Origin of the sequence: Orientia tsutsugamushi, assembly GCF_900327275.1 — a bacterium.
GTDB classification, from domain to species: Bacteria; Pseudomonadota; Alphaproteobacteria; order Rickettsiales; family Rickettsiaceae; genus Orientia; species Orientia tsutsugamushi.
The window spans coordinates 2,226,810-2,242,119 of sequence record NZ_LS398548.1 but is presented as its reverse complement, the minus strand read 5'-3'; the positions used below and the strand labels follow the sequence as shown (position 1 = coordinate 2,242,119).

The 15,310-nt window shown below is 31.2% G+C and carries 11 protein-coding genes and 5 pseudogenes; 11 read left to right on the top strand and 5 right to left on the bottom strand.

All coding sequences use genetic code 11. The features are described 5' to 3' along the window. Nucleotides 1–22: 22 nt before the first annotated feature. Nucleotides 23–3,958, top strand: a complete 3,936-nt coding sequence (locus tag DK405_RS11610) for a Ulp1 family isopeptidase (protein WP_231967837.1) — start codon at nucleotides 23–25, stop codon at nucleotides 3,956–3,958. A gap of 19 nt (nucleotides 3,959–3,977) precedes the next feature. Here DK405_RS11610 and DK405_RS14750 read toward each other — a convergent pair whose 3' ends face one another. Then, on the bottom strand, nucleotides 3,978–4,235 hold the full coding sequence (locus DK405_RS14750) for a hypothetical protein (RefSeq protein WP_064612850.1): 258 nt from the start codon (nucleotides 4,233–4,235) through the stop codon (nucleotides 3,978–3,980). A 78-nt stretch (nucleotides 4,236–4,313) separates the two neighbouring features. After that, nucleotides 4,314–4,493 (bottom strand): hypothetical protein, encoded by a 180-nt coding sequence (locus DK405_RS14745; protein WP_045912458.1) that lies wholly within the window; start codon nucleotides 4,491–4,493, stop codon nucleotides 4,314–4,316. A gap of 277 nt (nucleotides 4,494–4,770) precedes the next feature. Between DK405_RS14745 and DK405_RS11600 the strand changes: the two genes are divergently transcribed. The 5 genes from DK405_RS11600 (at nucleotide 4,771) to DK405_RS11570 (ending at nucleotide 10,320) form a co-directional block, all read left to right on the top strand. After that, nucleotides 4,771–5,802, top strand: a complete 1,032-nt coding sequence (locus DK405_RS11600) for a hypothetical protein (RefSeq protein ID WP_231967835.1) — start codon at nucleotides 4,771–4,773, stop codon at nucleotides 5,800–5,802. A 912-nt stretch (nucleotides 5,803–6,714) separates the two neighbouring features. Then, nucleotides 6,715–7,098 (top strand): succinate dehydrogenase, cytochrome b556 subunit, encoded by a 384-nt coding sequence (sdhC, locus tag DK405_RS11585; protein ID WP_052691728.1) that lies wholly within the window; start codon nucleotides 6,715–6,717, stop codon nucleotides 7,096–7,098. A gap of 30 nt (nucleotides 7,099–7,128) precedes the next feature. Next, on the top strand, nucleotides 7,129–7,518 hold the full coding sequence (gene sdhD / locus DK405_RS11580; RefSeq protein WP_045912856.1) for a succinate dehydrogenase, hydrophobic membrane anchor protein: 390 nt from the start codon (nucleotides 7,129–7,131) through the stop codon (nucleotides 7,516–7,518). Nucleotides 7,519–7,709: 191 nt separating this feature from the next. Continuing rightward, nucleotides 7,710–9,500, top strand: coding sequence for a succinate dehydrogenase flavoprotein subunit (sdhA, locus tag DK405_RS11575; protein WP_045912855.1), 1,791 nt, complete (start codon nucleotides 7,710–7,712; stop codon nucleotides 9,498–9,500). A 34-nt stretch (nucleotides 9,501–9,534) separates the two neighbouring features. Then, nucleotides 9,535–10,320: a succinate dehydrogenase iron-sulfur subunit gene (locus DK405_RS11570; protein ID WP_012462330.1), complete on the top strand. Its 786-nt coding sequence runs from the start codon at nucleotides 9,535–9,537 to the stop codon at nucleotides 10,318–10,320. Between the two features lie 611 nt (nucleotides 10,321–10,931). On the opposite strand, the pseudogene DK405_RS11560 reads toward DK405_RS11570, so the two are convergent. Then, nucleotides 10,932–11,348 (bottom strand): annotated as a pseudogene (locus DK405_RS11560) (transposase); the annotation flags it as partial. On the opposite strand from DK405_RS11560, the pseudogene DK405_RS16335 reads away from it, so the two are divergent. Further along, nucleotides 11,343–11,453 (top strand): annotated as a pseudogene (locus tag DK405_RS16335) (DnaA N-terminal domain-containing protein); the annotation flags it as partial. The pseudogenes DK405_RS11560 and DK405_RS16335 overlap by 6 nt on opposite strands. Here DK405_RS16335 and DK405_RS11555 read toward each other — a convergent pair. Next, nucleotides 11,450–11,866, bottom strand: a pseudogene (locus tag DK405_RS11555) (transposase); the annotation flags it as partial. The pseudogenes DK405_RS16335 and DK405_RS11555 sit on opposite strands and share 4 nt — an antisense overlap. On the opposite strand from DK405_RS11555, the pseudogene DK405_RS16330 reads away from it, so the two are divergent. From DK405_RS16330 to DK405_RS11540, 4 genes and pseudogenes are all read left to right on the top strand, one after another. Next, a pseudogene (locus tag DK405_RS16330) lies at nucleotides 11,861–12,007 on the top strand (DnaA N-terminal domain-containing protein); the annotation flags it as partial. The pseudogenes DK405_RS11555 and DK405_RS16330 overlap by 6 nt on opposite strands. 8 nt (nucleotides 12,008–12,015) lie before the next feature. Next, nucleotides 12,016–13,452, top strand: a complete 1,437-nt coding sequence (locus tag DK405_RS11550; RefSeq protein WP_109510723.1) for a replicative DNA helicase — start codon at nucleotides 12,016–12,018, stop codon at nucleotides 13,450–13,452. A gap of 239 nt (nucleotides 13,453–13,691) precedes the next feature. Further along, nucleotides 13,692–14,321, top strand: coding sequence for an ankyrin repeat domain-containing protein (locus tag DK405_RS11545; protein WP_109510530.1), 630 nt, complete (start codon nucleotides 13,692–13,694; stop codon nucleotides 14,319–14,321). Between the two features lie 46 nt (nucleotides 14,322–14,367). Further along, on the top strand, nucleotides 14,368–14,871 hold the full coding sequence (locus DK405_RS11540; protein ID WP_109510755.1) for a hypothetical protein: 504 nt from the start codon (nucleotides 14,368–14,370) through the stop codon (nucleotides 14,869–14,871). 113 nt (nucleotides 14,872–14,984) lie between these two features. On the opposite strand, the pseudogene DK405_RS11535 reads toward DK405_RS11540, so the two are convergent. Then, nucleotides 14,985–15,214: pseudogene (locus tag DK405_RS11535) on the bottom strand (DNA adenine methylase); the annotation flags it as partial. Between the last annotated feature and the right edge of the window lie 96 nt (nucleotides 15,215–15,310).

Sequence of the window (15,310 nt, the reverse complement as noted above, 5' to 3'; positions counted from 1 at the left end):
CTTATCTGATATTTTTAGTGGTGTGCAGGAAAAAGCAGTTATACCACTACATACTGGTAATAATCATTGGGTAGCAATGGCAATTAAGAAAGGTATGAATGATGATATTGTTATTTCATATAATGATCCACTTGGTATACCAATAGATGATAAAGTTACACTTATAAACTGCATAAAAGAGCTATGCCATGGTGCCAAAATCAATGATTTACAAACAGTTCAGCAAACTAATGTCTATGATTGTGGTCCATTTGTTGTAGATAATTTAATTAAAATGTCTCAAGGGCAACCTATACTTAGTACCGAAGAAGCCAAGCAACAAGCGCAAAACATTAGACAATCACAGGTAAATTTTCTTTCTGAAAATAGAATGATAACTAGTGCTGCTGCAGCTCTTGCAGATACATTATTGGAGAATAATAACAGAATTACTGAAGGTATCTTAGTAGATAGGATTTTTGATAATAAAATTTTGTCTGTACAAGAAAAGCAACAACTACTTAATAATTTATTAGATAATCATATTAAAGAAAATAAATCTTTAACTAAAGAAAGTTTAACAAGAATGTTGGCTGGTACACATTTTGTGCAGCAGCAAGCTAATGTTTTGTTAAATGAAAAATTTAATAAAAGTACAGCAAATTTACAAGCAAGCAATGCTAGTGCTGAAGTGAGTAGTAAAGAAGAATTATATGTACCTAAGATAAATGAAGTTGAAGAAAGTCTTGAAGCTCAACTAAAATATATTAACGAACATATTGCTAGTCAGTTGATGCAAATAGTTAAAAACAGTAATGGTGAAATTGACTGTAATAGTTCAAATTTTCAAGAGGAAGTATCATCTCTATTAAATTCTCAATCAAAGGAGACAACTAGTTTAGCTACTATAGAGCAAAATTTTAATAAGATGATTCAGCAACTAAGAAAAGAAAAAGTTAATGAAGAAAGAGTAAGTGCTATAGAATTACAATTGAAGGCTAATCGGGCTGTTTTAGAAGCTAAATTATCTAATACTGAAGACGTAAAAAGTTTAGTTAATCAAAAAATCAAGGAGGAAATTTTGCAGGCTATTCCTTTTTTTGGAAATGCAGTAGAACGTGCAAATTTTAAAAAACATTTAGCTCATTTTGTAAAATTGCCAGATAATAGCTATTCATTGCTAAAGCAAAAGGAAAAACGTCACCCATTTTGTAATATTGTAGGTGCTAATGCAGTAAAATTCTTTTCTCCTCAAAGCAATGCAGTATATCTTAATACTAGTGCTTACAATCAAATAACTTCTGATAATTTAAAAGCTTTCGAAGCAGCAGTTACAACTGGTATTAATAATTTGATGTTAAAGGAGGCAGCTGTAACTATCGATGCTGTTTCACCGAATAAAGAAGCAGTCGAATCAGGTAAAGATTTATCAAAAATAGATGAGTTAGCTGAACTTAAAGAAGTTAAATCTAATCTAGAAACTGAGTTAAAAATTCTTAAAGAACGTCTTGTCAAAAAAGTTACATCTAATCTAGAAACTGAGTTAAAATTCTTTAAAGGACGTCTTGTCCAAGAACTAATGCAAATAGTTAAAAATGAAAATGGAAGAATTGATCATACAAGTAAAAATTGGCAAGAAAGTGCATCTGTTTTACTAAATTCTCAAGAAAAAGGAGCGGTTAGTTTAGCTGAGGTAGAACGCGCAGTAAGTAAAATGACTCAAAAATTACGAGATCAAAAAGTTAGCGAGGAAGAAGTAGTTAATATAGAATCAAAACTTAAGTTTGAGCGTGCAAGTTTAGAGGCTAAATTATTCGATGATAACGAAATAAAAGAATTAATTAATAAAAGAATTAAAGAGGATGCATTGCGTGTCATTCCTTTTTTAGGTTCTGAGTCTGAAAGTTTCATGGAAAAAATAAGTCCTTTTGTCAAATTGCCTGATGATAGTTATTCTTTATTAAAAGCAAATGATAAACATCATCCATTTCAGAATATTTTATATTCTAATGCTTTGAAATTTTTTGCAAATTCAAGTGATATAGAATATCTAGATGATGATTCTTTAAAAAACTTAACTCCTGAAAACTTAACTGCATTTGAACAAGCTGTAGCAGCTGATATTGATAAATTAATGTCAAGAGATGTAACCCTGAATGTATCTGATCTTAAATCTTATGTTGCTAATAGTCCTAATCCAGATCCAATAGCAGATTATTTAGCATTGGAGTGGCAGGTTCATACACCTGGATTAAAAGGTTTATATGATGATTTACAGGCTAGCCCTCAATTACAATTGAATGAATTAGAAAACAAACATGCTAAACAACTATTAAGCGATTTGGCTAATTTATCTAAGTTACCAAGTGTACGTGGTATACTTCCAGAGTTTAAAGATGAGTTTTATAATGAGGTTGATAAAAAACCTGAAGAAAGATCAGTTGAATATAAAAATTTTATTAACAAATGTTCAGAATTATCTGATGATATGTTGCAGCCTGCAAAGTGTTCGGCACAAGCATTATTAGAGTTTAACAAGTATGAGCGAAACTTGAATAGCTTTAAACAAGGAGTACTTTGTGCAATTGATAACTATAAAAATAGCGGGACTGCACAATCAAAACGTGATTTTAATCGTGCAGAGATTTTATATAAGGGACCAGATGGTGTAGTAAAAGAAATTACTTTGCAAGAGTTACAAGAGTCACAGGATCTTGCTTTATCTAATGAGCAGAGAGAGTTTTTAATGGCATCTTGGCAGCAAGGTACTTTTCGCTCAGGAAATACCGCAATCTATGGTGGTCGTAAGTTTTCTTCAAATTCTACTGGTATGATATTTGATGGTGGTGGAAGATGTGATATTTTAATCGATGCATCGAATGGTACCAAGGTTCATAGTAGGTATTTTAGTACATTTGCTGAGTCGCAAAATATTCATGAAGAAAGAGTTCCTTGTTTTGACAGTACAATATCAGTTGATATTTCTAATATGACTGGTGATAAGTTTATACCTGGTTGTTCATCAGCACCTCAAATTTTGATCAATATGCATAAATTTGATCCAGCAGTTAGTGTTTTAGATGTTCCTGAAGGATTAAAAGTTACAAGATCTTATGCTAGAGAAGAAATAGATAATGTTAAAAAAGATTTTGTATCAGGATCTTTGAATATGATATGTTCTCAATATGCAAAAAAAGATATAAGCGCTCAGTTAAGCCAAGAAACTTTAGATACAAAATTTGCTAGAGGTTGGCGTAATATTACAGAAACAGTAGGATTAGATAATGCTTTAAACTCTATAATAAAAGAAGTATATTGTCAAAATAGTGACAATAAGTCTTTAAAAACAGAGCTAGATATTCAGAGTATCGCTAATGAAGTTATAATGGAGGATATACTTGATATTGTAAAAAGAGCTAGATCTGGTGTAGTAGATAGTAGTTCATTACATGAGTCACAGCCATTAACACTACAGAAAGCTGTAAATCACTTTTGTAAAGTTGAAGTTGATCCTATACTAAGAGAAAAATTTGCTGGTAAATGTTTAGATATGTTCTTTTCTGAGCAACAGGGTAATATTTATGATAAAAATGTACAAAAAGCCGTTGAAGAAGAAGTGACATCAATACTATTGCCATTATGTAATGATAAAAACAAAAAGGAAAAAGCAACACTTAAAAAAAATACGTCTGCTATGGTAAAGAAATTAGTCTCTCAGTATAATAATAAAAAAGGATGGTATGGAGCTTGGGAAAGTTTTAAGAACACGGTATCTAATGTTGTAGGATATTTAACTGGTCAAAATCGCAAAGTTGAAAAGTTGATATCTTCTTATCCAGAAATTACTAGATCTTTAAAGAGACATCTGTCTGATAGCGCGTTGTCAGAATGTAGAGCAAGTTCTGAGTCTATAAGCGAAAATTTGAGCACAGCTATAACAAGTAAAGCTAGGAGCAATAGTACTGGAAACATTAGGTAAAAGATGACCTAGCTATGTGTTATGTAGAGTAATAAAACTGATTTGTACCTGAAACTTTTTTCAGGTTGTAGCGAAAAATTTTTTGGGTTAGATCAATAATTTTTTCTCCTTTTGTTTCTTTTTCAGTGAAACGCTGAAAATTTTTTAGAAGTTTTATACATGGAACATTACGCAACTTAAAATTGTTTTTAATTATTGCCCTATTTTCAACTTCAATGAAACCGGCTTTTTGTAGTTCAACTAAGCATTGCCTAACCCTGCGTTGACAAACCTGCAACTCCTTTTCAAAAGAGTAATAACTGTCTTGTAATTCCTCTATATCATTATTGTAATAGATCTGTAGTTTATATACTATCTATGATAAAAGCTGTTTAGGTGTCTTGCTTAATGCTTTTCCATTATCTCCAATCAGATCTTTCCATTCTGCTGGAACAAAATTTCCAATAAAACGATAAAAGACAGTTGCATTATTGCTACCATTGTTATTAGCAATTTTGCAATTTTTGCTTGCAAAATTACGCAAATTTTGCGCCATTTCTAACCTCCAAAAATGTCAGATATGGCAGGTGGTTCAGGCGATTTTTGCTATCAAAACCACGTTTTTATACCGCGTAAATATAGCGATTTAGTAGCTATACTCAAAATTTAACACTCTGAAAGGCTTATAATAACTTAAGTAGTTTTAAACATTAATTGTACCAATCAGGTACATATATAGATATAATAATAAAAAAAATAATAATAGATCTAGATCTACTGAAGATAAGTTAGTAGAAAATGATCAAAATAAAAATGAAGATCAACAGCAAAATTTGAAGTCTAAATATACGGAATCTGATGATTTTATAGAAATTGAGTTAGTAGGAAATGAAAAAGAAGATCAACAGCAACAACAGAATTTGAATTTCCATGAGCTTAGTGATGTTAGTAATAAAAAGCCATCAAACAAGGATTATGAGCAAAATAGTGAGTTAGTAACTCAAGTTATTAGTAAGGATTCAGAGGTTGAAAAGAATGAATGCTATCCCAAAAGAAAAAGACTAGCAGATTATTATCCACTAACACTAGAAGATGCAGTTATACTACAACGTATGTCTAGTAGAAGCTTCAACATATACTTCATAAATCAATTACTGTTGAAGTTATCAAATAAATATCCAAACCGTCATTTTGTAAATAAGATAGCAGTGCTAAACTATATGGCAAAAGCGTTAGCAAATGAATTACTAACTACTGATCAGGCTAATAGTGGAAATTTTAGATTTAATGATGTAGGAAGATTTAAAGAACAGTATCTAGCAAATATTGAATCTGGTACAGATCGTAGTATGAAGGCTCAGTTGAAGCGTAAAATAGCTGGAGTCTTTGAAGCAGATATGGCTTATCAAATTTTAACATCTTGTGATTTTGGGGCAGCGGTTAAAAACAAATATTACATCAAGTTGATTAAGAATATTACACTGTCAGATCATATTAAATTCAAGATACTACAGGAGGTACGAGCTGTCCATGGCAACGATATTGAGCAGTTACAAGTTATACCATTTGATGAATCAAAACAAGTTACCAATAGCACAACGGAGTATCAAAAAACAACAGTTTTACAGCAACAAATAAGTGATGAAGATTACCTTTCAGAACTTAGTAAAGAGCTAGGTTCTAACTCTATATTGTTCAAAGTACGAAAATACATACTTCAACATTACGAATATAAGCAGGCTATTGATAAAATATGGTTTAGTGAATTAGAAATTGTAAATCAAGATAATGTTAATAATAACATGTCTATAGGAAATGTGCAAAGACATATCAAATATAAAGAAAAAAATATTAATTTTTGTTAACTTCTACACTTTATAGAACCTACTATTAACTTATGTTAACTTTTATTAATATTTATAATCAATCTTCAATTTTAACTATAAATATATTTGCAATATTTGTCAATATAACAAAAAAATTAAAGCAAAAGGTTGAAAATATGTTGAAAAAAAAATTTAGGAAATTGGGGGCCAGTTTTCAATCTAGAGGTTAATCTAATGATCGAAAAATATATACAACTTAAGATTGATAAATGATTTTCAAGTTATATGTATTATGAACAAATTAGTATAAAAATTTGCTATCAAAAAGAAGCATAATATAGATCAGATGTTTAAGTAAGTGTAATATATATTAATAATAATATATACATTAATATTATGTGGGGTGATTATGCCTTCAATATCATTAAAGTTTATAAATCGAGCACTACGTAAAATTAAAACTACAAATGAAAAAAACCACGAATCTATGTAAAGTTGTACAGTGGCTTCGTGGAAGAAAATCACATAGTGGAAGAGCAACACTTTATGTAGAACAAAAATTTAACAACCAGAGTTTAAAAATAAAGATAGTAGTATTTCCAAATTTATCTATTAAAGAAGCTAGGTACTTACCTAAAATTCATGCTATTAGCCTAAGGCCATGCACTGTATACTAGCTTTTTTGCTATTGCTATAACTTTTATTCTATGCCTTTGCGTCTTTTTTCTTATCCTAACCTGATATTAATTAATATTGAAATTATAAAAAGTTTGTATATTTTTAATAAAAAACCTTCAATATTTCAAAGCTTTATAAGTTTTAGTGGTATTTTAGTATTATTGGCTATAAAATATAGTTAAGATGAAGTATATATACTGTAATGCAGGTTATAGTAGTAGGTAAAGTATATCTTTTATTATTAGTAATACCAACAAGTTTAATGGCATAAAATTGAATAAGTTTAATAATTCACATACTCGTCCTATTTCACCACATATTACGATTTATCGTATGCAAATGAGTATGATATTATCAATTTTGCACCGCTTGAGTGGAATGGCGGTTTTTGGTGGAGCTAGCATTATTACTTGGTGGTTAATTCTATGTGTATATAGTGATTTTGATAGGGTTATTGTTGATATATTTTATAACTTATGGTTTCAAGCATTAATATATCTAACTATATTTACTACTTGCTTTCATCTATGCACAGGTATTCGACATTTAATATGGGATACTGGATACGGTTTTTCTATTAAATACATTAATATTTCAGGTTGGATAGCAGTTGCTTTGTCTATAATTGTATTCTATATGTGTATTAATAATTTTTAATTTTAGTTTTCAGTGAATCAATTAATTTAAATGAAAGCACCAAATTTACAAAACAGTTTAAATACAATTAAGAGTCTAAGTACTGATAAGTATTGTGTGCAACATTGGTGGTATCAGAGACTTAGTGCTATATTAATGTTGCCATTATTAGTATGGCTAGTATTCTTTGGTAAGGCAATAGTTCAAAAATCTCCAGTAGAGCTAGTAGAGCTAGTAAAGTATCCTTACAATGTATTAATGATTATTTTATTATTGATTACAATGTTTTGCCATGCTTCAATAGGACTAAAAGTCATAATAGAAGATTATGTCAATAATCTTTCAGTAAGATATTTATTGATTGTTTTAGTACAATGTTTTACCTTTGTAACTGTAGTTGCAGGAATCATATCTATAATATTATTATGTATTAATTATTAAAATAATGTTATCTGTTTAACAAGATATGAATCTATAATAAGGTTTGATAACTATGCTGGGCATATTAGTTAGAAAAAATTCAATTTTAAAATAATAGTAACAAGTTAAGTTAATACACCAATAAAAGAAATACAGACTTTAAATAGTATATGATGTTTGCAAAATTTGATGTTAATTTAATTTTAAAGTAAATTGTGAAGGCTTATAAAATTATAAATCATGAATTTGATGTTGTAGTAGTTGGAGCTGGTGGAGCAGGACTAAGGGCTATAGTTGGTATGGCTGAATCTGGTCTCCGTGCTGCTTGTATTACCAAATTGTTTCCTACTCGTAGTCATACTGTTGCAGCTCAAGGTGGTATTAGTGCTGCGCTAGGTAATATACAACCAGATAAGTGGCAATGGCATGCCTATGATACTATTAAGGGATCGGATTGGCTGGGAGACCAAGATGCAATTGCTTATATGTGCAAAGAAGCTCCAGCTGCTATTATTGAATTAGAGCATTATGGAGTTCCATTTTCACGCACAGCAGATGGGAAAATTTATCAAAGACCTTTTGGGGGGATGACAACTGAGTTTGGTGATGGTGCGGCTGCTGTACGAACCTGCGCAGCAGCTGATAGGACTGGTCATGCTATGTTACATACTTTATATCAACAAGCGTTGAAACATAAAGCTAAATTTTTTATTGAGTATATAGCTCTTGATTTAATTATGGATAATGGAGCTTGTAAGGGGATAGTTGCTTGGAACCTTGACGATGGTACTATTCATTGCTTTAGATCACATATAGTAGTCTTAGCAACTGGAGGGTATGGAAGGGCTTACTTTTCAGCAACATCAGCCCACAGTTGTACTGGTGATGGAAATGCTATGTGCGCTAGAGCTGGCATAGCTTTACAAGATATGGAATTTGTTCAATTTCATCCTACAGGAATTTATGGCGCAGGATGTTTAATCACTGAAGGAGCCAGAGGAGAAGGTGGGTACTTAGTTAACTCGGAAGGTGAGCGTTTCATGGAAAGATACGCCCCATCAGCCAAAGATCTTGCTTCGCGAGATGTAGTTGCAAGGGCTATGACTATGGAAATTAATGCTGGCCGCGGAGTAGGTATATATAAAGATCATATATTTTTGCATTTAAATCATCTTGATAGTAAAACGATACAGCAAAGGTTACCTGGAATATCTGAAACTGCAATGATCTTTGCTGGAGTTGATGTTACAAAGCAGCCTATACCAGTAATTCCAACTGTACATTATAATATGGGTGGTATACCAACCAATTATCATGGCCAGGTAGTAACTAAAACAGAAAATGGTGATATGGAAATAGTACCTGGATTAATGGCGATTGGAGAAGCTGCTTGCGTATCAGTTCATGGAGCTAATAGACTAGGATCCAACTCTCTACTTGATCTAATAATCTTTGGTCGAGCTGCAGCGAATAAAGCAAAAGAAATTATTGCTATATCAACAAAACATCAACCGTTAGGCAATAACATTGTTGATGCTATTATAGAAAGATTTGATCAAACAAGGTTTTTAAATGGTAATATGCCAATTGCTGAGTTAAGATTAACTATGCAACGTGCTATGCAAAACTATGCTGGAGTATTTCGTAGCTACGATAAGTTAACAGAAGGTATGAAAATAATAAAACAAAATTTTAATTCTAGAACAGATATTAAATTAACAGATCATTCACTAATTTGGAACACTGATTTAGTTGAGGCAATTGAATTACAAAATTTATTATATCAAGCTGCAATAACTATGTTTTGCGCTGCTAACCGTCAAGAAAGCCGAGGTGCCCATGCTCGAGAAGATTATCCTAATAGAGATGATGATAATTGGCTCAAACATACATTAGCCACAATTGATGAAGAAGGCCACGTAGATATAGATTATAGGAACGTAGTATTAGATCCAAAAGATGATGAAATGATAGCTATAGTTCCTAAAAAGCGAGTATATTAACTAGTGATTAGTAAGTAATAAATGAGTCATGCAAATGGTAGAATTTAGATTACCACCAAATTCAAAAGTTAAAGTAGGTAAGCGCTATGCTGCCAAAGATAGCGTTAAGAAAGTAAAAAGAGTAAGTGTTTATCGTTACAGTCCTGATACTGGTGATAATCCTCGTATAGATATCTTTGAAATTGATATGGAAAATTGCGGACCTATGGTGCTTGATGCATTAATTAAAATTAAAAACGAGATTGATCCTACATTGACTTTTAGAAGATCGTGTCGTGAAGGCATTTGTGGCAGCTGTTCAATGAATATTAATGGTACTAATGGGTTAGCTTGTATTAAGGCTATAAATGATATTAAAGGTGATGTTATAATATATCCATTACCGCATATGAGTGTAATAAAGGACTTAGTATCTGATATGACACATTTTTATGCTCAATATCAATCGATAGAGCCTTGGTTAAAAGCAGAAACTATAGATATAACTAGTGGTGAGAGGCTACAAACTCCAGAAGATAGGGATAAGTTAGATGGTCTATATGAGTGTATATTATGCGCTTGTTGTTCTACAGCTTGTCCGAGTTATTGGTGGAATGCGGACAAATATCTAGGACCTGCAGTATTGTTGCAAGCATACCGTTGGATTATTGATTCTAGGGATGAACATACATCAGAAAGGCTAGATCAACTTGAAGATTCTTTTAAGCTGTATAGATGTCATACTATTATGAATTGTACAAAAACTTGCCCAAAAGGATTAAACCCAGCAAAGGCAATTAGCGAAATTAAGAAAAAGATGTTTGAACGGCATGGAGTATAGAAAGAAATACTTATAATAGAACAGAACTACTGTGAATAGATTTTTTTGCCATAAAGCGCATATATATGTTGCCTGTGTGCGATGGGAGGATATATAGTCATGTACAATAAGGTTTGAACATAAAAAGAAGCGGTAATAGATTCATAAAATTTACTAAATTGAGTAATTTGATTTCTAATCCACCGCTTCATATTAGCCAAAAACTTTTCTATCAGATTTAAATCTTGAGAATAAGGTAGCAAAAAAATAACTTTATAACCAACAGATTCTATTAATTTGTATCGCTTCTTTCTATGCTCAAACCTCATTGTACATGACTATATATGATTGTTTAACTATGATAGGATGTGCTGCAACATGATGTTGCTCAAAGATAGACTACAGAGATGTAGCAAGGTAGCATTTAAACTTATGATAGTATGTAAGAGAGATTTTGGAAAGCTAATGACACTGAGTCGAAAGAGTACAGGAATTAATAACTAGGTGTATAGTCATTTACAATGAAGTTTGCGTATAAAATATCCTGTTGGTAAATCTTATGATGCTATTATCGCTTTTTTCTATACTCAAACTTCATTGTAAATGACTATATAAGCATTTATAACGTCAGATTAGGATAAGGAGTTAGAAGAGAAAGAAGAGAAGATAAGATTTGGGCTAAGTTTTGAGATAGAATAACTAGAAAGAGAAGCAATTATATGAACAAAGAAATTAAGAGGAGAGCGACGTCGAGTATGCTCTAAATGCATATGTTTTTTTAGTACATTAAAGACGGATTCAATTAAGGAACGTTTATTTAATAAAAGCTTATCATCTATGTCTAATAAATATGTTTGCATATCTTTACGAAGATTAGTAAATAAACGTAGATCATTGGAGAAGAGTTGATGAAATAATGATTTAGATATGTAAGCTTTATCACCAAACAATTTAGCAAAAAACTCTTTAGAAATAATTAAAGCTACAGATAGATTGCTTTTATTACCTTTAGTAATTTTAGCTGCCATTATTTCACATTTATTATTAACAAAAAAATATTCATCAAAGCAAAAACAGAATTTGAAGATAGTTACATCAGAGAGAACTATCTGAAAGATCTTGAGTCGGCTTTTAAAGCTCAAACGCTAATTTAGGATAAGGGATTAGAAGAGAAAGAAGAAGAGATAAGATAGGGATTAAGTTTGGAGATGGAATAACTAGCAAGAGAAGCAATTATATGAACAAAGAAGTTAATATGAGAGCGATGTCGAGTATGCTCTAAATGCATGTGTTTTTTTAGTACATTAAAGACAGACTCAATTAAGGAACGTTTATTTAATAAAAGCTTATCATCTATGTCCAATAAATATGTTTTCATATCTTTACGAAGATTAGTAAATAAACGTAGACCATTGGAGAAGAGTTGATGAAATAACTCTTTAGATATGTAAGCTTTATCACCAAACAATTTACCAGATAAGCCTTTAGAAATAACTGAAGCTACAGATAGATCGCTTTTATTGCCTTTAGTAATTTTAACTGACATTATTTCACCTTTATTATTAACAAAAAAATATTCATCAAAGCAAAAACAGAATTTGAAGATAGTTACATCAGAGAGAACTATCTGAAAGATCTTGAGTCCGCTTTTAAAGCTCAAGGATTTTCTTTTGAGTTAGTTAAGTTTAGTAATTTTAATAAAATTTAAAGGGTGATATGGAAAAAGATCTTGCAAAGATTGCTCCAAGTAATATTCAGGCAGAGCAAATGATACTTGGAGCAATTCTGATTAACAATCGTGCGCTATATAACATTAACGAATTTTTACTGCCGGAACATTTTTATGAACCATTACATGGCAAAATATACAAGTCAATTAATCTCATTATTAGTAAAGGAATTAGCGCTACTGTAATTTCGCTCAAAAATATGCTAGGCAATGAACTCACATTTGATGAAATAGGTGGAGTAGATTATCTAGCTAAACTTACAACGTTAGCATTAAGTATAGTTAATGTTAATGAGTACGGCAAAATAGTATATGATCTTGCGCTGAGGTGTTATTTAATTGAAATTGGAGAAAAAATAGTAACAAATGCGTATTCTTCTACTTTAGCAGATTTAGCTATAAGTCAGATCGAAACTGCTGAATCTCAATTATATGATCTAGGTTCAAGGGGAACTTTAAGTAAAGGATTTACAAAATTACAAACTTCAATTGAAGAATCATGGACATCAATTTCATCTGCTATTAAAAATAAAAACTCTATTAACGGTATTAGTAGTGGACTACTTGACCTTGATTCAAAGCTTGGAGGATTTAAAAATTCTGACCTAATAATATTAGCTGGCAGACCATCAATGGGTAAAACTGCTTTAGGAGTTAACTTAGCAATAAATGCTTGTAAATATTTTCTTACTAAAAAAAATACTAAAGATAATGTAGTGCCATCAGTTGGATTCTTTTCTTTAGAAATGTCATCTCAGCAAATCTCTACTCGAATTCTTTCTATAGAATCAGAAATTAATAGCTCTGCATTATTTAACGGTAAAATAGGTGAACAAGATGTTGATAAGTTAAAGACTGTACAAGACGAAATACAAAAGTGGAATTTTTTTATAGATGATGCTCCAGCAATCTCGATATCTGCAATTAGATCTCGAGCTCGTAGACTTAAACGTACTCATAATTTAGCAATATTATTTATTGATTATTTACAGCTAATAAAAATTGATTCCAGAGGAAGTCAGTATAATCGAGTACAGGAGATTTCTGAAATTACTCAGAGCTTAAAAGCTCTTGCTAAAGAGCTCAATATTTCAATCATTGCGTTATCTCAATTGTCTAGAGCTGTAGAACAAAGGTCAGATAAAAAGCCTATTCTCTCAGATCTACGAGAATCAGGCTCAATTGAACAGGACGCCGATATTGTAATGCTTATATATCGTGACGAATATTACTTGTCTAGATCAGAACCAGATCGAGGTACTCCAGAATACACAGAATGGAAAGCTAGACAAAATAAATGTTATAACACTGCTGAAATAATTGTTGCTAAACACCGTAATGAGCCAGTTGGTACAGTGAAGTTGCACTATAATAGTAGGTATTCTAAATTTGGCAATATTGTTAAAAACTCTCAGCAATGTTAATAAACGCTAGATTATGCATAAGATGAAAAAATGCTGGTCCAAAAAAAAAATTACAGCAAAATTTTACTCATTAACACCAGAGATATGCAACTCAAGATTAGTTTTTTTTGGCATCGTGATAACTGAATTCAAAAAATTTATAATTTAATTTGCTTCTTTTCCAGTTTTTATCTGGGATTGGAGTATACAAAAAGTTTAAATTATGGTATAATTTATTAATAACCATTTAGAGGTGGCCAATGATAGATTTTTATAGTGAGAGCTTAATAAATAAGCTGTTCAGAAGCAAAGTACAGCAGCTTATTAATAAGGATAGTACACTTGTCAATTCAAAATATAAAGACGGTACTACAGCTTTATCTGTTGCTTTGAAATATAAGAATCTACCTATTGCCGAGATTTTACTAAGCAATGGAGCTAACATAAACGCACAAGATAATGATGGGCACACCGCTTTACATCTTGTTGTGGATACAATTCAAGTATATTATGAATTTTTCGAAAAATATCCTACCTATTGCAATGATCATATAGCATTACTGCTACAATATAATGCTGATGTAAATATCGAGAATAATCAAGGTAATACACCTTTATCTGATGCTGTTGAATGCAAATGTGTAGAACCTTTAGCAATTATGCTAAAACATAATTCTACTGGTATTAATAAAAAATATGATGAAGGAGAAACGCTACTACATATTGCTGTTCGTAATAAAATCATAGATATTATACAGCTTTTGATTGATTATGGAGCAGATATTGATGCAAAAGATGATAACGGCATGACTACTATAGATTATGCTGCTAAAAGCGGTAATGCAGATGTATTCAACTTTCTAACGGAACAATCGGTCCCATGGTATTAGGTTTTAACAGATAGCTAATATGTTAATATTAAAAAGAGAAGTTAATATGAATGTTTTGAAATTACTTTTACAACCGGGTTATGCTGTTATATTAGCATTCGTTGTATTATCTTCACCATCGATATGTACAGCGAATAATAATGTAAACTTCAATGCCTCTAAAGGTGGTATTGATACTTCGCAATTCTATATAAAATTTTCAACTGGTATTGTTACTAACTACGATACATTAGAAGCTGGAATTGGTTATAGATTAAATCGGCACAGAATGGATGTAAGATTAGGATTTATGTGTCATCACAACTGTAGAGATAACTTTATTCAAGGAAATTATTATTACAATATAATTGAAGGTAACAAAGCATCAATTTTTGTTACAGGTGGCCTAGTATCAGCTTTCAATAGTGATAGCGGTACTGGTATAGACTTGGGAGTTGGTACAACAATAAATTTATCAAGAGATACATATTTAGACATTGAATGTAGCACAATTGCTAACTATAGACCACTTCCTATTCATATACGATTTGGATTGCGGGTTCATCTTTAATTGCTAAGCTCAGGTCAAGTAGTTAGTTCGAATAGTTAGTAATGATTAGCTCATTAACAGGATTGCGTTGTTCATTGATTGAGTATATAATCCAATATGAGTAATGAAGAAGTCTTTTTTACAGCGTGATAACTAGTAATTAAGTCGAGATTAATATCAGAAAAAAACATTGTTTAAACAGATGCCTAACTTGAAAAAATAAAGCCCCACCTCCAAGGAATGGTTCATAGTAATTATAGTGTGGCCCTGAAGGAAGATGCTCTATTAATTTATTAACAATTCTCCTTTTGCCTCCAACTCAATGGAGAAAAGGCTTTAGTTCATTAGAAATTGCTATTGACACAAGAATTTTTGATTAATTAAATCTCTGCTATGAATTATAGCAGAAAACAAGCCTTAAAGCCAGTAATAATAACTGCTACAGAGCTTTTTTTATAAA

Bases quoted from the DNA above. Each gene is read 5' to 3' on its own strand.
- DK405_RS11545 (WP_109510530.1), top strand. From the start codon at position 13,692: ATGATAGATTTTTATAGTGAGAGCTTAATAAATAAGCTGTTCAGAAGC.
- DK405_RS11540 (WP_109510755.1), top strand. From the start codon at position 14,368: ATGAATGTTTTGAAATTACTTTTACAACCGGGTTATGCTGTTATATTA.
- sdhD (WP_045912856.1), top strand. From the start codon at position 7,129: ATGAAAGCACCAAATTTACAAAACAGTTTAAATACAATTAAGAGTCTA.
- DK405_RS11550 (WP_109510723.1), top strand. From the start codon at position 12,016: ATGGAAAAAGATCTTGCAAAGATTGCTCCAAGTAATATTCAGGCAGAG.
- DK405_RS14745 (WP_045912458.1), bottom strand. From the start codon at position 4,493: ATGGCGCAAAATTTGCGTAATTTTGCAAGCAAAAATTGCAAAATTGCT.
- DK405_RS11570 (WP_012462330.1), top strand. From the start codon at position 9,535: ATGGTAGAATTTAGATTACCACCAAATTCAAAAGTTAAAGTAGGTAAG.